At 72.8% G+C, this 16,131-nt stretch carries 13 protein-coding genes and 1 pseudogene; 3 read left to right on the top strand and 11 right to left on the bottom strand.

What is annotated here, in order from left to right:
• Positions 1-271: 271 nt before the first annotated feature.
• The 7 genes from K4G64_RS32250 to K4G64_RS32220 form a co-directional block, all read right to left on the bottom strand.
• The gene (locus tag K4G64_RS32250) at positions 272-1,249 is read right to left on the bottom strand and encodes a BadF/BadG/BcrA/BcrD ATPase family protein (RefSeq protein ID WP_221759469.1); all 978 of its coding nucleotides are present in this window, start codon (positions 1,247-1,249) and stop codon (positions 272-274) included.
• Positions 1,240-2,505, bottom strand: a complete 1,266-nt coding sequence (locus K4G64_RS32245; RefSeq protein ID WP_221759468.1) for a 6-phospho-beta-glucosidase — start codon at positions 2,503-2,505, stop codon at positions 1,240-1,242. The genes K4G64_RS32250 and K4G64_RS32245 overlap by 10 nt, the downstream gene beginning before the upstream one ends.
• A gap of 6 nt (positions 2,506-2,511) precedes the next feature.
• Positions 2,512-3,405: a carbohydrate ABC transporter permease gene (locus K4G64_RS32240; RefSeq protein ID WP_221759467.1), complete on the bottom strand. Its 894-nt coding sequence runs from the start codon at positions 3,403-3,405 to the stop codon at positions 2,512-2,514.
• Positions 3,402-4,346 (bottom strand): carbohydrate ABC transporter permease, encoded by a 945-nt coding sequence (locus K4G64_RS32235; RefSeq protein ID WP_221759466.1) that lies wholly within the window; start codon positions 4,344-4,346, stop codon positions 3,402-3,404. The genes K4G64_RS32240 and K4G64_RS32235 overlap by 4 nt, the downstream gene beginning before the upstream one ends.
• 3 nt (positions 4,347-4,349) lie before the next feature.
• Complete coding sequence (locus tag K4G64_RS32230; protein ID WP_221759465.1) at positions 4,350-5,687, bottom strand: ABC transporter substrate-binding protein; 1,338 nt, start codon at positions 5,685-5,687, stop codon at positions 4,350-4,352.
• Positions 5,688-5,787: 100 nt separating this feature from the next.
• A complete protein-coding gene (locus tag K4G64_RS32225) occupies positions 5,788-6,999 on the bottom strand; it encodes an ROK family transcriptional regulator (protein ID WP_221759464.1) in 1,212 nt (403 codons plus the stop codon).
• Between the two features lie 842 nt (positions 7,000-7,841).
• Positions 7,842-8,951 carry a mechanosensitive ion channel family protein gene (locus tag K4G64_RS32220; protein WP_374206470.1) on the bottom strand — a complete coding sequence of 370 codons (1,110 nt, stop codon included), beginning with the start codon at positions 8,949-8,951 and terminating at the stop codon, positions 7,842-7,844.
• A gap of 313 nt (positions 8,952-9,264) precedes the next feature.
• Here K4G64_RS32220 and K4G64_RS32215 point away from each other — a divergent pair, with 313 nt between their 5' ends.
• Positions 9,265-9,801 (top strand): HNH endonuclease, encoded by a 537-nt coding sequence (locus K4G64_RS32215; RefSeq protein ID WP_031110731.1) that lies wholly within the window; start codon positions 9,265-9,267, stop codon positions 9,799-9,801.
• Between the two features lie 142 nt (positions 9,802-9,943).
• On the opposite strand, the gene K4G64_RS32210 is transcribed toward K4G64_RS32215, so the two are convergent.
• From K4G64_RS32210 to K4G64_RS32195, 4 genes are all read right to left on the bottom strand, one after another.
• Positions 9,944-11,077, bottom strand: a complete 1,134-nt coding sequence (locus K4G64_RS32210; protein ID WP_221759463.1) for an FtsX-like permease family protein — start codon at positions 11,075-11,077, stop codon at positions 9,944-9,946.
• Positions 11,074-11,760 carry an ABC transporter ATP-binding protein gene (locus K4G64_RS32205; protein WP_221759462.1) on the bottom strand — a complete coding sequence of 229 codons (687 nt, stop codon included), beginning with the start codon at positions 11,758-11,760 and terminating at the stop codon, positions 11,074-11,076. Before K4G64_RS32205 ends, K4G64_RS32210 begins: the two co-directional genes overlap by 4 nt.
• On the bottom strand, positions 11,757-12,290 hold the full coding sequence (locus K4G64_RS32200) for a PadR family transcriptional regulator (RefSeq protein ID WP_221759461.1): 534 nt from the start codon (positions 12,288-12,290) through the stop codon (positions 11,757-11,759). The genes K4G64_RS32205 and K4G64_RS32200 overlap by 4 nt, the downstream gene beginning before the upstream one ends.
• 92 nt (positions 12,291-12,382) lie before the next feature.
• The gene (locus K4G64_RS32195) at positions 12,383-15,238 is read right to left on the bottom strand and encodes a beta-N-acetylglucosaminidase domain-containing protein (RefSeq protein WP_221759460.1); all 2,856 of its coding nucleotides are present in this window, start codon (positions 15,236-15,238) and stop codon (positions 12,383-12,385) included.
• A 223-nt stretch (positions 15,239-15,461) separates the two neighbouring features.
• Here K4G64_RS32195 and K4G64_RS32190 point away from each other — a divergent pair, with 223 nt between their 5' ends.
• Positions 15,462-15,719: a hypothetical protein gene (locus K4G64_RS32190; protein WP_221759459.1), complete on the top strand. Its 258-nt coding sequence runs from the start codon at positions 15,462-15,464 to the stop codon at positions 15,717-15,719.
• A pseudogene (locus K4G64_RS32185) lies at positions 15,720-16,131 on the top strand (4-alpha-glucanotransferase); the annotation flags it as partial.

Here is a 16,131-nt window from a genome sequence, read left to right as displayed (position 1 = left end):
GTGCCGGCTGGGCCGGTACGGCGGGCAGGATGGGCAGGCCGGGGCCCGGTGGTGGCGGGCTGCTCTTCGGCGTGTACGTCACTGTGACCTCCCCCGTGGTCATCCGTCGCCGCAAGTATCGCTGCCGGGACCGACATCCGCACCGGCCTTGCCTCGATCTTGATCGGATCGCAGCGTGACGCGCGCCCCCTCGCACCACCCCTCGCAGCACCCCTCGTCCAGGAACACGTACGGGGAGTTGGTTCGGTTCCCGGACGAGTGGCGCGCCCCGTCAGCCCTGGGCGTCGTAGTACGTCCGCAGCCTCTCCTGCGCCCCCTCCGCCGCCTGGACGTGGTCAAGGCCCAGCAGGGCCGCGCCCAGCACCGGGCCGGCCGTCACCACCCGCGGTACCGCCTTCGGCGCTCGCTCCGCCAGCAAGTGCGCGATGCGGTCGTTCAGTTGGGGGTGCCGGGCGGCCAGGACGCCGCCGCCCAGGAGCACGGGGGTCTCCTCGGCGAGGAGGTCCAGGCGGGTCAGGGCGACGACCGCCATGGAGACCACCTCCTCGGCCTGGCGTTCCACGATCGCCCGGGCGACCGGGTCACCGTCGGCGGCCGTGGCGAAGAGGACCGGGGTCAGCTCGTGACGCCGGAGCGCCGGGACGTGCTCCAGGTGCAGCGCCTCGACGAGGGCGTACATGGAGGGCAGGCCGAAGTGGGCCGGGAGGGTGCGGGACAGGGCGGTGGGGGCGCCGCGGCCGTCCTCGGCCCGGGACGCGTGCCACAGGGCCTCCTCGGACAGGCCCCAGCCGCCGCCCCAGTCGCCGGAGACACGGCCGAGGGCCGGGAAGCGGGCCGTGCGGCCGTCGGGGCGCATGCCCACGCAGTTGATGCCCGCGCCGCAGACGACCGCCACTCCCCGGGGTTCGCGGGCACCGGCCCGCAGGATCGCGAAGGTGTCGTTGCGGACCGTCACCGTCGTGCCCCAGGCGCGTGCCCGCAGCGCCGCGGCCAGTTGTTCCTCCTCGACGGGGAAGTCGGCGTTGGCGAGGCACGCCGAGACATGGGTGACCGAGGTGAGCCCGGCGGCGGTGAGGGCCTGCGCCACGGTCGCGGCGAGGCCGTTCATCGCCGTGTCCACGCCCACGGCCGGTGGACGGAAGCCGCCCCCGCGTGCAGTGGCGAGGACGTCCCCGTCCGCCGTCACGATCGCGACGTCCGTCTTGCTGTTGCCCGCGTCGATGGCGAGGACCCGTGCGCTCACGCCCACGCGAGGTGCTCCCGGTTGTGTGCGATCAGCCGGTCGGTGAGCGTCTCGGCGTACGCGTACTGACCGACCAGGGGGTGGGAGAGCAGGGCGCGGAAGACGCGCTCCCGGCCGCCGTGCAAGGCGGCCTGGAGGGCCAGGTCCTCATAGGCCGTGACGCCGGCCATCAGACCCGCGTAGAGCGGGTCCACGGGCGGGACGGGGAGCGGGGTCGCGCCCTTGGGCCCCACGGCCGCCTGGACCTCGATCACCGCGTCGTCGGGGAGGAACGGCAGCGTGCCCCGGTTGTAGGTGTTCACCACCTGGTACGGCGAACCGCCGCCGCCCAGCAGGGCCGCCGCCAGGTCCACCGCCGCCTCCGAGTAGAAGGCACCGCCCCGCTCGGCCAGCAGCTCCGGCTTCTCGTCCAGGGCCGGGTCGGCGTACATCGCGAGCAACCGGCGTTCCATCTCGGCGACTTCGGCCGCCCGGGACGGCTTCGTCCCCAGTTCCCGGACGACCTCGTCGTGCGCGTAGTAGTAGCGCAGGTAGTAGGAGGGCACCACGCCCAGGGTGTCGAGCAGGGGGCGGGGCAGGCGCAGGTCGGCCGCGATCGTGTCGCCGTGTTCGCCCAGGAGTTTCGGCAGGACGTCCTCGCCCTCCGGGCCGCCGAGGCGTACGGCCGTCTCCCAGGTGAGGTGGTTGAGGCCGACATGGTCCAGGTGGATCGCGGAGGCCTCCACGGACAGCAGGGCGGCGAACTTGCGCTGAAGGCCGATCGCCACGTTGCACAGGCCCACCGCCTTGTGGCCCGCCTGGAGCAGGGCGCGGGTGACGATGCCGACCGGGTTGGTGAAGTCGATGATCCAGGCCCGGGGGTTGGTGCGGCGGACGCGGTCCGCGATGTCCAGGACGACCGGGACCGTGCGCAGGGCCTTCGCCAGGCCGCCGGCGCCGGTGGTCTCCTGGCCCACGCAGCCGCATTCCAGGGGCCAGGTCTCGTCCTGCTCGCGGGCCGCCTGGCCGCCGACGCGGAGTTGCAGGAGCACCGCGTCCGCGCCGTCGACCGCCTCGTCGAGGTCGGTCATCGTGGTGACGCGGCCCGCGTGGTCCTGGCGGGTGAGGATGCGGCGGGCCAGGCCGCCGACGAGGTCGAGACGGTCCTGCGCGGGGTCCATGAGGACCAGTTCCTCGATGGGCAGGGTGTCCCTCAGGCGGGCGAAGCCGTCCACGAGTTCGGGGGTGTAGGTCGAGCCTCCGCCGACCACGGTGAGTTTCATACAGGTCTAACCCTTTACTCCGGTGAGCGTGACACCCTCCACGAACGCCTTCTGCGCGAAGAAGAACACGAGGATCACGGGGGCCATCACCAGCACGGTGGCGGCCATGGTGAGGTTCCAGTCGGTGTGGTGGGCGCCCTTGAACGACTCCAGGCCGTAGGAGAGCGTCCAGGCGCCCGGGTTCTCCGAGGCGTAGATCTGGGGGCCGAAGTAGTCGTTCCACGCGTAGAAGAACTGGAAGAGGGCCACTGCGGCGATGCCCGGCTTGGCCATCGGCAGAACGACCTTCAGCAGCGTGCGCAGGTCGCCGCAGCCGTCCACCTTGGCCGCGTCCACGTACTCGTCGGGGATCGTCGTCAGGAACTGGCGCAGCAGGAAGATCGAGAACGCGTCGCCGAACGCCATGGGGATGATCAGCGGCCAGAGCGAGCCGGACAGGTCCAGCTGCTTCGCCCAGAACAGGTACATCGGGATGACGATCACCTGTGGCGGCAGCATCATCATCGAGATGACCAGCATCAGGGCCAGGTTGCGGCCGCGGAAGCGGAACTTGGCCAGGGCGTAGGCCACGGGGATCGAGGAGACGACCGTGAGGACCGTCCCCAGGCCCGCGTAGATCAGGGTGTTCTTCCACCAGGTGAGGAAGCCGGGGGTGTCGAACACCTTGGCGTAGTTGTCCCACTCCCAGGTGTGCGGGATCAGGTCGCGGCTGAGCGCCTGGCTGTCGCTCATGAGGGAGGTGAGGAACACGAAGACGAACGGGAGCGTGAAGAAGAGGGCCGCCGCGATGCCGAGGGAGTGGATCGCGATCCACTCCAGCAGAGCCCTGCGGTGGGCCGTGCGTTCCGCCGGAGACTGGGGTGTCCTCAGCTCCACGGGCTTGTCGAGCACCTGCGTCATCGTTCACCTGCCTGGATCAGGCCGCCCCGGCGGCGCATCAGGAGGGCCGTGAAGGCCATGGAGAGGGCGAAGAGGACCAGGGCCACCACACAGGCCGAGCCGTAGTCGAAGCGCTGGAAGCCCAGGTTGTAGACGAGTTGGGGAAGGGTCAGGGTCGACTTGTCGGGGTAGCCGGGCTCGAACAGCGTTCCCGCGCCCTGGATCACGCCCGACGCGACCTTCCCGGCGATCAGCGGCTGGGTGTAGTACTGCATCGTCTGGATCACGCCGGTGACGACCGCGAACATGACGATCGGCGAGATGTTCGGCAGCGTCACGTAGCGGAGGCGCTGCCAAGGCGTCGCGCCGTCCAGTTCGGCCGCCTCGTACTGCTCCTTCGGCACGTCGAGCAGGGCCGCCATGAAGATGACCATCAGGTCGCCGATGCCCCAGAGGGCGAGCAGGGTGAGGGCCGGCTTGGACCAGGCGGGGTCGTTGAACCAGCCGGGGGTGGGGAGCCCGATCTTCTCCAGCAGGGAGTTGACGGGGCCGGTGCCGGGGTTGAGGAGGAACGCGAAGGCCATCGTGGCCGCCACGGGCGGGGCCAGGTAGGGCAGGTAGAAGAGGGTGCGGAAGACACCCGTGGCCGTCCTGACCTTGGTGATCAGCAGGCCCACGCCCAGGCCGAAGGCGACCCGGAGCGTGACCATGATGACGACCAGCCACAGGGTGTTGCGCAGGGCGGGCCAGAAGAGGGGGTAGTGCTCGAAGACGTACACCCAGTTCTTCGTGCCGCTCCAGGTGGGCGGCTTGAAGCCGTCGTAGCGCATGAAGGAGAAGTAGACGGTGGAGATCAGCGGGTATGCGAAGAAGACCGTGAAGCCGATCAGCCAGGGGGAGAGGAAGGCGAGGGTGCGCAGGGTCGAGCGGCGGTGCTTCGCCCGCAGCGTGGAGGTGGTCATGGCCTACTTCGCCTGCGCGATGTCCGTGTCGATCTGCGCGGCCGCCTTCTTCAGGCCGGCCTCGAGGTCGGTCTCCTTGCCGCTTTCGTAGGCGTAGCCGAACTCCTGGACGGTGGTGAGGTAGACACCGCCGTTGACGGATGCGGGGGCGGTCGTGGAGTGCGGGTTCGCCGCGATCTCCAGGAACGTCTTGAAGCGCGGGTCGTACGTCAGCTTCGGGGACTTCAGGGCCGCCAGCGTCGAGGGCACGTTGTGGATGGCATTGGAGAAGTTCACCACCGCGTCCGTGTCCGTGGTCATGTATTTCACCAGCTCCCAGGCCGCGTTCTGCTTCTTGCTGGTCGCGGCGATACCGGCGATGGTGCCGGTGATGTAGCCCTTGCCGTACTGGTCGGCCTGGTCGTCGGGGACGGGCAGCGGGGCCACGCCGATATCGAACTTCGGCTTGGTGTCCAGGGCCATGCCCAGACGCCACTCGCCGTCGAGCTGCATGGCGACCTGGCCGGTGTGGAAGGGGTGCTTGGGGCCCCATTCGTCGCCGAGCTTGGAGCGGTAGGTCTCCAGCTTGCGGTAGCCGCCGAGCGCGTCGACGAGCTTCTTCTGGACCGTGAAGGCCCGGGCGAACGCCGGGTCCTTGCCGACGTTCGACTTGCCGTCCTGGTCGAAGTACGTGGGGGAGAACTGGCCGAGGTAGTGCTCGGTGGTGGTCTCCCAGCCGTGGTAGTTCGGCATGAAGCCGAGCTGCTTGTACGAGTCGCCCTGGGGGATCGTCAGCCTCTTCGCGACGCGCTCGAACTCCGACCAGGTCTTCGGCGGGGTGGTGATGCCGGCCTTCTTGAACGCCGTCTTGTTGTAGTAGAGGCCGTAGGCGTCGCCGAGGAGGGGGACCGCGCAGCGATTGCCTTCGAACTGGGTGTACTCGTTCATCGCCTTCGGGAAGGTCTTCTCCGGATCGACGCCGGACTTCTCGAGATGCGGGTTGAGGTCCACCAGGGCGCCCGAGGAGCAGAACTTCCCGACGCTGTTCGTGGTGAACGACGAGATCACGTCCGGGGCCTTGGCGCCGCCGGTGCGCAGAGCCTGGTTCATCTTGTCGTCCGTCATGTTGCCGACGACGTTGACGTGGATGTTGGGATGCGCCTTCTCGAATCCGGCGACCAGGTCCTTGACGGCCCTCACCTCCGACGGCGCGCTCCAGGCGTGCCAGAAGTTGAGGGTCGTCTCCTTGGACGCGTCGTCGCTCGCGCCCGCGTCCGACTGGCCGGTGCAGGCGGTGGCGAGGAGGGCGAGGGTGGCGGAGGCGGCAAGCGCGAACGTCGCTTTTCTGGATGTTCCGGGCATGGCAGAGCTCCCTGAGGCACGGGGGAAGAAGGGAATCACCGGGGAGGGGGGTGGAGTCGGCGTGGGTGCTTCGGCCCGGGTCGGTTCAGGCCGAGTCGGTTCAGCGGGAGGTGTCGAAGACCTCGTCGCGGGTGGTCGCGAGTGCGCTCTCCAGCGCGCCACGCAGCACGGGGTGTTCACGCACGTCGCCCACGACCAGGCGCGGGCGGGACGCGGCCAGCTCTTCCAGCTCGGCCTGGACGAGGGCGCGCAGCGGCTCGCCGCCCGAGGTGAGGGCCGCGCCGCTCAGCACGACGAGCTCGGGGTCGAGCACCGAGACCAGGGAGGCCAGACCGGTGGCCAGCCGGGTCGCGTAGGTCCGCAGGAGATGCCGGTGGGCGTCGTCGTCCGCCTGCGCCGCCCTGGCCACCAGTGCGGCGGCGGACTCGGCGTACGGGCCCGGCGGGACGTCCTCGATGCCGAGCTCGCGGGCCAGGCGCGGGACGGCCTGGGAACCGGCCAGCTCCTGGTAGCCACCGCTGTTGGCCTTGGTGACCTGGCGGACCAGGGGCGTGCCCGGCACCGGCAGGAAGCCGACCTCGCCGGCGCCGCCGGTCCAGCCGCGGTGCAGCCGGCCGCCGAGCACCAGGGCGGCGCCCAGGCCCTCCTGGTTCCACAGCAGCACGAAGTCCGCGTGGCCCCGGGCCGCGCCGAGACGCTGCTCGGCGAGCGCGACCAGGTTGACGTCGTTCTCGTACTCGAACGGCATCGGCAGGGCGGCGGCGAGCTCGTCCAGCAGGGTGGGGGAGTGCCAGCCCGGGAGGTGGGAGGCGTAGCGCAGCCGGCCCGTGGTGGGGTCGAAGGCGCCGGGGGTGCCGATGACGAGGCGGTGGATGTCGTCCCGGGCGAGACCGGCCGCCTTCACGGCGCCGTCCAGGGCGTCGGTGACCTGCTGGACGACCGGGGTGCCGGTGCGTCTGCCGGGGGTGGGCAGCTCGTGGCTGCCGACGGTGCGGCCGGTGATGTCGGCGACCGCGGCGAGGATCCGCTGGGGGGTGACGTCGAGTCCGGCGGCGTGACCGGCCGCCGGGTTGACCTCGTAGAGCTGGGCGCTGGGGCCGGGGCGGCCTTCGGTGGTGCCGGTGGCCAGGACGAGCCCCGCCGCCTCCAGGCGGGCCAGGAGCTGCGAGGCGGTCGGCTTGGACAGGCCGGTGAGCTTGCCGATCCGGGTGCGGGACAGCGGTCCGTGCTCCAGCAGCAGGTCCAGGGCGGCACGGTCGTTCATGGCGCGCAGGACGCGCGGGGTGCCCGGCGTGCCGGCGGTTCCTGCCATGCGTGTCCACACCTGCCCTTCGGCTGCTCAGCTTCTCAGTGACCAGGCGGGGAAGTCCATCGGACGACCGCTCCCCCGGGTGCTCCCGATCACTGTTAGGAAAGTTTCCTATCGATGGGAGGAAGGTAGGCCCGGTGCGGGGTGGGCGTCAATAGGGGACGGCCTGCCGTTATCCGGACATGGGGCGAGGTGGGCCGGGGCGGGATGGGAAACGGGCCGTGGGGGTGGTTGCGCGGTCGGAGAGGCGGCGGAGCCAGTCGGCAGGCGTCCGGGCTTGCGGCCGGGCGGCAGGGGCGGCCAGTCGGACACGCGGCCGGGCTTGGGGGGGGCGGCCGGCCGGGCACGGGGCCGGTGTGCGACCGAACCGCGCCGCTGGAGTGCGAGGGGACGTGCGGCCGGGCGGTCTGGCGGATATGCGGCCGGCGTGCGGATGGGCTTGCGGGCGGGCGGCCGGACGTCCGGTGGGACATGTGGCAGGGCGTGCCTCCGGGGACGCGGCGCCGGGTGGCCAGACGGGCGTGCGGCCGGGATTCAGGTGGGCCGGCGACCGGCGTGCGACCGGGCTCGGCGCAGGGCGGCAGGGGCGGCCGGCCGGTGCGCGACCGAACCGCGCAGCCGGAGTGCGAGGGGACGTACGGCGGGCGGTCTGGCGGACATGCGGCCGGCGTGCGACCGGGCTCGCGGCTGGGCAGCAGTCGGATACGCGGCCGGGCTTGGGGGCGGGCGGCCAGTCGGGCACGCGGCCGGTGCGCGAGCGAACCGCGCAGCCGGACGCGTGGCCGGACACGCGAGGAGGGCGGCGCCCGGCCTTGCCGGGCGCCGCCCTCCTCGCGAGGTGCGGGCTACTTCGTCGTGCTCGTCGGTGTGGGCGGTGCGAGCGGGGACGCCGCCGCCGACTGCGGGGACGCGGCGTTCGCGTACACCGACGGGGCCGCCATGCCCGCCGTCGGGTCCACGGGCTGCTCCTCCACCGAGGCCGTGGCGCCGCCGACGATCCGGATGTCCGCCGCGTCGAAGGCGCGCTTCACGCGCCAGCGCAGTTCGCGCTCCACCGTCAGGGACTTGCCGGGCATGGTCTTGGCCGTGACGCGCACGACCATCGAGTCCAGCAGCACGCTGTCCAGGCCGAGGACCTCGATCGGGCCCCACAGCAGCTCGTTCCAGGGCTCCTCGGCGCTCATCTTCTCCGCGACCTCGTCCAGGGTGGCCTTCACCTTGTCCAGGTCCTCGCCGGCGTGGACGGTGACGTCGACGTTGGCCGTGGCCCAGCCCTGCGAGAGGTTGCCGATGCGCTTGACCTCGCCGTTGCGGACGTACCAGATCTCGCCGCCGTCGCCGCGCAGCTTGGTCACGCGCAGGCCCACCTCGATCACCTCGCCGGAGGCGACACCCGCGTCGATCGTGTCGCCGACGCCGTACTGGTCCTCGAGGATCATGAAGACGCCGGACAGGAAGTCCGTGACGAGGTTGCGGGCGCCGAAGCCGATCGCCACACCGGCGACACCGGCCGAGGCCAGCAGCGGGGCGAGGTTGATCTGGAAGGTGCCCAGGATCATCAGTGCGGCGGTGCCGATGATCAGGAACGACGCCACCGAACGCAGCACCGAGCCGATGGCCTGCGAGCGCTGCCGACGGCGCTCGACGTTGACGAGCAGCCCGCCGATCGCGCTGCTCTCCCCGGTCTGGGCGTTCCGGCTCATGCGGTCTATCAGCTTGGTGATCGCCCGCCGGACGAAGACCCTCAGCACCGCCGCTATCACCACGATGAGCAGCACCCTGAGCCCGATCGCGAGCCACGTCGACCAGTTCTGCTCGACCCAGCCGGCGGCGTTCGTCGCGCTCTCCTGGGCGTCCTGGAGCGAAGGCACTCTCGGCGACGGAGTCTCCGAGGGGGTCGGCGACGGTGACGGGTCGGCGGCCGACAGGACGGAGTCCGCGAGGGACAGGAACACGGCAGGTACCTCCAGGTGCAGCGGTCTGCCCCGACGCAGTGGTTCTGGGGGGTCAAGGTCACGGCTGGGTCACCGAAAGGGCAGAACCACCACACTAACGGGGCATTGTGTGTGCGCTTGCCGGATGTGTGAAGGAGAGACCGTGCTCACCTGGGCTTGAACGGGCCATGATCCTGGGGATGAATGGGATGTGGTCGAAAACACTCCCAGCCCGTTACGGGGACATGGTGGCGCTTCCACCAGGCATGAGGGGAGACTGGCTACGAATCGTCCCGGCGCGAGCCACGCGCCGCCGGCGTCCAAGGAGGCATCCGTGCCGCATGTCCTGGTCCTCAACGCGTCGTACGAGCCGCTAGGTGTCGTACCGCTCCGCCGCGCGCTCGTCCTCGTCCTCGAGAACAAGGCAGTCTGCCTCGAGGAGTCCGGCGCCTATCTGCACAGCGCGACCGTCACAGTCCCCGCACCCAGCGTGGTCCGGCTCAAGCGATTCGTCCGGGTTCCCTATCGGGGGCCCGTTCCACTGACCCGCCGGGCGCTGTTCGCCCGCGACGGGGGCCGGTGCATGTACTGCGGTGGCGTCGCAACCAGCGTCGACCACGTCATCCCGCGCAGCCGCGGGGGCAAGCACGTCTGGGACAACGTGGTGGCGTCCTGCCGCCGCTGCAACCACGTGAAGGCGGATCGGCACCTGTTCGAGATCGGCTGGCGGCTGCGCCACAAACCCGCCCCGCCGTCCGGCCTGGCGTGGCGCATCATCGGGACCGGCCATAGGGATCCGCGCTGGCTGCCGTACTTGCAGCCGTTCGGCGCGGAGGACGCCATGGCCCGGATCGACGGCATTTCCGCCTGACGACGATCCGGGCCTTCGTATTGCCGCGATACCGCCGCCGAGCGGCGGTATCGCCCTGCGCCCGCACGGGGACCGCCCATGACCGGGCGGCCCCGGGAAACCCCCGTTCCCCCGGGGCCGGCCGGTCATGGGCGGCCCCACGTCACACGTAGCGCAGCTCCCCGGGGCGCACAGAGCGGCCCAGCAGCGGCAGTGACGTCGCCACGGCGAGCAGGCAGGCGGCGTAGATCGCGAGGGGTATCAGGGCCGCCGCCCAGGGGAACGGGCCGTGGCCGAGCAGCGCGTACGAGGCGGCGACGGCCGTCCCGCCCAGGCCCGCCAGCAGCACCGCGGGCGCCAGCGGCAGCGCGGTCTCCAGCAGCAGGGCCCGGCCGAGCACAGCGCGCGGCACCCCGGCGGCGACCTGTGCGGCCAGCCCGCGGCGCCGGGTGACCAGCGACTCGGCGGTGCCGACGGCGAGGCCGGACACCGTGATCGCGAAGGCGACCGCGAGGGCGGCGGCCGTCAGGTCGAGGCCGGTGATGTAGTAGTCGGGGCCCGCGGAGAGCGGCTTGCCGGAGCGCACCTCGTGGAGAATCATCGCTCGCACGCCCATGAAGCCGCCCCCGGCGATCGTCACCAGCAGCACCGCCGCGTGGGTACGGGCGGCCGCCCAGGGGTCGTCGCGCAGCCGTTCCGCCGCGATCAGTACCGCCGCCGACCGGGCCCGGACAGCCAGGATCCGCCCGGTGGTCCTGGCCACGGCCCCGGAGAGCCACACCGCGCCCGCCGCCGCGCCCAGCAGCGGTACGGCGACGGCGACCAGAGCGATCCCCGCCCAGGTCAGGGGCGCCGGCCGGTCCCACAGGCGCAGCAGGAGCAGCACGGAGAAGACGGTGGCGACCGCCGAGCCCAGCAGACAGGCCAGTCCGGTCTCCAGCGCGGCGATCCGCCGCACCTGCCAGGGAGTCGCCCCGGCCAGCCGCAGCCCGGCCAGCCGCCGGTCACGGTGCACCGCCCCGATCCGGGCGCACTGGCCGAGGAACCCGAGCACCGGCACGAGCAGGAGCAGCAGACCGGCGATCACCCCGGACCGCGTGCCGGGCTCGTTCAGCAGGCCCGAGGCGACGGGCACGTGGTGCCCACCGCGCAGGGACGCCAGGGCGACGGCGGCCAGCGCGAAGCCGGTCGCGAGCGCGGCGCCCACCGCCGTGAGGGTCACCCGCCACCACTCGCCCCGGTCGGAACCCCGGGTCAGGTCCCAGGCGAGGCGCAGATCGGCCCGGAGCGACGTCACGCCGTCACCCCCAGCGCCGCCACGGCCCCGTCCCGCAGCCGCACTTCGCGGTCCGCGTACGCCGCCACCTGGGCGTCGTGCGTGATCAGCAGGACGGCGGTGCCCGACTCGCGGGCCGTGTGGACCAGGGCCGTCATGACCTGCTCACCCGCCAGCGAGTCCAGGGCCCCGGTCGGCTCGTCGGCGAAGACCACCCTCGGTCCGGTGACCAGGGCCCGGGCCAGTGCGGCCCGTTGCGCCTGGCCGCCGCTCAGTTCGCCCGGCCGCAGGTCCTCCTGGCCCCGCACCCCGAACCGCTCCAGCCACTCACCGGCCCGGGCCCGGGCACCGGCCCGGTCGGTGCCGGCCAGGAGCAGGGGCAGGGCGACGTTGTCCAGGACCGTCAGCTCGGGGATCAGCTGCCCGAACTGGAACACCACGCCGAACTCGGTGCGCCGCAGCTCGCTCAGCCGCTTCTCGGGCAGGTCCTCCAGCCGCCGGCCGTCGTATGTCACCGAGCCCGCGTCCGGGCGGACGATGCCGGCCAGGCAGTGCAGCAGCGTCGACTTCCCGCTGCCGCTCGCGCCGGTCACGGCGAGGATCTCGCCTGCGTGCAGCTCGACCGACGCGCCGCGCAGGGCCGTCGTCCGGCCGTGCGCCTTGACGATGCCACCGGCCGTGAGAAGGGGCACGGGTCTGCTCATGTCGCGTCGACCTCCGCGGTCAGGGTGGTGAGCCGGGCCGCCGTGGTGTTCATCCAGCGGAGGTCGGCGTCGAGGTGGTTGAGGGCGTAGTCCGCCGAGAGCACGGTCGCGAGATCGGCTCCCTTGGCGGCCTTGACCGCCGTGAGCTCCCGCATCCGCCCCATGTGCGCCGCGCGCTGGGCGCTCAGATAGCCGTCCGGGTCGCCGCCCGAGAGGATCGCGACCACGACCTTGGCGAAGATCTCGTTCGCCACGAACGGCGCGGGCGGGGCGATCTCCCCGGCCCAGCGGGCCAGTTCGCGCGTCCCCGCGTCCGTCGCGCGGTACGTCGTGCGCTCCGGGCCGCCGTCCGAGTCGGTGCCGTCGACCTTGGCGAGGCCGTCCCGGACGAGACGCTGCAGGGTCGTGTAGACCTGCCCGTAGGCCAGCGGGCGGGCCTGCGGGAAGCGTTCGTCATGGCGTCGCTTGAGGTCGTAGCCATGGCTCGGACCCGTCGCGAGCAGGCCCAGCAGGATGTGACGGGTGCTCATGCCGATCATTATGTACTGAGTACATGTACTGAGTGAATAGGGTGGTGAAGAACTTCCGTCGTGAAGAAGTTCCGCCGTGCCTTGAGCGAGGTTCAGTCCGAGACTGCGTAGGCCTCCGCCGACCACAGCGAATAGCCGTACGGGGTCGCCCGCTTGTCGCCCTGGACGCGTACGAACCGCACGTCCCGTTCGTCCATGGGGACGTTCTCCCGGCCGCCCCGGCTGTCGGGGACGACGGCGGCGGTGCGCCAGCGGCGGCCGTCGGGGGAGACCTGGACGCGGTAGGACGAGGGGTGCGCGTCCTGCCAGTGCAGCGCGAGCCGGCCGAGCCGCGCCGGGCGGGGCAGCTCCACCTGCCACCAGGCGCCGTCGTCGACCGGGGACGACCAGCGGGTATCCGGGTCGCCGTCGTTCGCCGCCGACGCGGGGAAGTCGGGCGTCTCGTCGCCCGAGGAACGGGCGGTGCCGGTGCGGGCCAGGTCGGGGCCGCCGGTGGGCGGGACGGCCCGGACGGTGAGGGTGCGGTCCGCTCCCGCGAACCCCAGCCGGACGTCGTAGGACCGCATCCGGGCGCCGCGCTCCACGGTCACCTCGACCGGGACCTCCACCGTCGTGCCGCGCCGCACGGTCAGCTCGTCCTTCGGCACGCGCACGCGGACGCCCTCGGGCGCCTCGACGGTCAGCCTGCCGCGGGCGTCGGCGGGGCGCAGCGACGCGAGCCGGGCGGTCAGCCGCTCGGTCCGGCCGGTCTCGACGTCCGCCCGGTCGCGGGGCAGGCCGAGGGAGACGGCGGGCGAGTCGGTGAACCAGGGGATGAGGTGGTGCACGCGGGAGGGGGCGGGGCCGGTGACCCGCAGGGCGTCGGCGCGGGTGCCGAGCCGCACCTCGGTCGCCCCGGACCGGTCCAGCCGGCCCGCCTCTCGCCAGCCCTGCCCCGGCACGTGCACCTCGACGCCGCCCTCGGTGCCCGGCTCGGTGAGGGCCGTCACGGCGGTCAGCGACCGGGGCTGCGGGAGGCGCAGGATGCGGCCGTCACCGGGGTTGCGGGGCGGCTCGTGGTGGATGCCCGACCAGGCGGCGTACGACTTCTGCGCCCGCTGCAGGAAGGGGTCCAGCACGTCCGTGCCGACCTTCACCGGTGCCGACTCCAGCCGGGCCCGCAGCGCGCCGAGCCTGCGGTACGCCGTCCAGGCCGCCGCCGCGTCCCCGGCGCGCTGCGCGTCCAGCATGCCGAGCGCGGCCGTGCCCGCCTCGCCGTAGGACGCCAGCTGCTCCGACCAGGGAGCCACCTCGGAGCCGAGGCCGGTTCCGGACAGTCGCCGGGGCAGCTCGCGCAGCACGGTGAAGGCCGCGCGCAGCCGCCGCTCGGCGCCGCCGTCGGTGCCCGCGCCGCCCGTCGTGCGGGACGTCCAGTACGCCTCGGTCAGCGGGCGCAGATACGCCGATTCCTCGTCGTCCAGGACGGACGAGGCGTCGTTGCCGGCCAGTGCGGCCAGGGCCTGCTCGCGGCTGCGGTCCCCGCCCGCGAGGTCGGCGATCGCTGCGCGCCAGGACTCCCCGGGCCGGTAGGCGCGCGGGTTCCAGGCGTAGTCGGCGGCGGTGAACAGCGGGATGCGGGACGCCTCCGGCTGCTGCATGGCGTTGGCCAGCAGGGCGGCCGAGCCGGTCGCGACGGCCGGATCGCGGCCCTGGTAGGGGCCGAGGTGGATGCGGCCGGGGTCGTAGTCGTTGACCGGGTAGTTGTCCATCGTGACCAGCGGGTGCCCGAACGCCCGCCGTGCGTCGGCCAGTTCGCCGCCCGTGATGGTGCGGGGCACCACCCCCACGCCCGTCCACGCCACCTCGACACCCTCGGCCAGCTCGCTCGCCAGCGCCCGGCGGTAGTCGGTCGTGCCGTCCTCGTAGTACTCGGTCGGCATCAGGGACAGACCGGGGGCGCCGGGGTGCCGCGCCGCCAGGTGCCGGGCCACCGCGTTCGCGACCCGGGCCTGGGCCCGCGCCGCCGCCTCGGGGCCGGAGCCGAACCGGTCGGCGTCCGCCGCGCAGTGCCACTCGCTGTAGCTGACGTCCTGGAACTGGAGCTGGAACGCCCGGAATCCCAGCGCCCACATCGCGTCGAGCTTGCGCGTCAGCGCCCGCACGTCGTCGTCCGACGCGAAGCACATCGCCTGGCCCGGGGCCACCGCCCAGCCGAGCGAGACGTGGTTGGCCCGCGCCCGCTCGGCCAGCTCCCGGAACCGGGCCCGCGTCTGCGCCGGGTAGGGCTCGCGCCAGCGGGCCTGCCGGTAGAGGTCGTCGCCGGGGGCGTACAGGTAGCGGTTCTGCTTGGTGCGCCCCATGAAGTCCAGCTGCGCCAGCCGCTGCCCGTGCGTCCAGGCGGTGCCGTAGAAGCCCTCGGTGATGCCGCGTACGGCGGTGCCGGGCCAGTCGCGGACGACGGCCGCCGTGATCGTGCCGTCGTCGCGCAGGAGCTGGCGCAGCGTCTGCACGGCGTGGAAGAGGCCGTCCTCGCCGGTGCCGGTGAGGGAGACGCCGCCCGCGCCCACCGACAGCTCGTAGCCCCCGGCGGGCAGGGCGCGGCGGTCGTCCCGGCGTACGGGCTCGGTCCGTGCGCGCACGACCAGGGCGCCCGGCCCGGCCGTGTCCGTGATCCGGCGGGCCCCGGCCTGCCGGATCAGCTCGCGCAGGGCGTCGACCGCGGCGGGGTCCGCCTGCGGATCGGTGACCAGGGCGACCTCGTCCGGCATGGCGACCGGGGCGCCGTTCGGGCGCAGCGACTGGGGGCGCGGCCAGACCGAGAGGTCCGCTCCGGCGCTGTCGGGGGTCGGTGTCGTCGCGGTCGTGTCGGGCGGAGACGGAGCCGCCATCGCGGCGGGCGGGGCCGCGAGGCTCCCGGCGACGACGGCGACCGCGAGGGCCGCGGCCCGCTTCCCACGCCGCAGTCCCACAGGCCCCTCCAGATGCGTCCGACCGGCACGACGAGCCCACCACCCGCCCGGTGAACGTGTCAACGAGAGTGGCCGTTGTGGGTGAAATGCCGGAATCTTTAGTGTGTGGAGGGGAGTGGAATGTGAGCAGAAGCACGATGTTGGGCCTGGGGCGTCTGCCTTCGCGTCGACTGGGTAGGGCTGCGATGACCCGTTGAAAGCCGTACCCGAAAAGGAGGCCCCCGTGGCTGCGATGACTTTCCTTCCGCTCCCGGCCCCGTCCAAACCCGTGGCGGACCAGTCCGCCGACCTCGACGACCCCCACCACGCCGACCCCCGCTACTGCGTCTTCAGCTCCGAGAGCACCCACACCGAACTGCCGCTGACCAGCGAGCCCCCGCTGCCCGACGCCGAGCCCCTCACCAGTGAGCCGCCGCTCGCCGAAGCCGCCCCCCTGACCAGCGAGCCCTCGGCCTTCGTCCCGGACTACTCGAGGATGTAGATGACCGCACCCCGGCCGGCCGACCCGCCCTCCGAGGACCTGTCCCGCCTCGCCGTCCTGCACGGCGTCGCCACGTCCTACAGCCCGTCCCCGGACCGCTCGGTCGCGGCCTCGGCCACCGCGGTCACCCTGACCCTGGCCGCCCTCGGCGTGGACGCGAGCACGCCCGGCGCGATCCGCGCCGCGCTCGCGGCCCGCGAGGGGGAACTGGGTGAACGGCTGCTGCCCCCGACCGTCGTCGGCTGGAGCGGCAGCCCCCCGGCCGCCCTGGCCGCGCTCCCCGAGGGAACCCGGCTGCGGATCGACACCGAACAGGGCGAGAGCCGCGCCGAGGCCGAGGGCCTGCCGCCCGGCGTGCACCGGCTGACCGCCACCACCCCCGACGGCCGCACCGCCACCGCCCACCTGATCG

It is taken from the genome of Streptomyces sp. WAC04114 (assembly GCF_019733245.1).
GTDB classification, from domain to species: Bacteria; Actinomycetota; Actinomycetes; order Streptomycetales; family Streptomycetaceae; genus Streptomyces; species Streptomyces massasporeus_A.
The sequence above is the reverse complement of the archived record's forward strand: the minus strand, read 5'-3'. Positions and strand labels throughout refer to the sequence as shown.

Excerpts from the sequence above, each read along its gene's own strand:
- K4G64_RS32245 (WP_221759468.1), bottom strand. The coding sequence starts at position 2,505 with ATGAAACTCACCGTGGTCGGCGGAGGCTCGACCTACACCCCCGAACTC.
- K4G64_RS32240 (WP_221759467.1), bottom strand. The coding sequence starts at position 3,405 with ATGACGCAGGTGCTCGACAAGCCCGTGGAGCTGAGGACACCCCAGTCT.
- K4G64_RS32235 (WP_221759466.1), bottom strand. The coding sequence starts at position 4,346 with ATGACCACCTCCACGCTGCGGGCGAAGCACCGCCGCTCGACCCTGCGC.
- K4G64_RS32230 (WP_221759465.1), bottom strand. The coding sequence starts at position 5,687 with ATGCCCGGAACATCCAGAAAAGCGACGTTCGCGCTTGCCGCCTCCGCC.
- K4G64_RS32225 (WP_221759464.1), bottom strand. The coding sequence starts at position 6,999 with ATGGCAGGAACCGCCGGCACGCCGGGCACCCCGCGCGTCCTGCGCGCC.
- K4G64_RS32205 (WP_221759462.1), bottom strand. The coding sequence starts at position 11,760 with ATGAGCAGACCCGTGCCCCTTCTCACGGCCGGTGGCATCGTCAAGGCG.
- K4G64_RS32200 (WP_221759461.1), bottom strand. The coding sequence starts at position 12,290 with ATGAGCACCCGTCACATCCTGCTGGGCCTGCTCGCGACGGGTCCGAGC.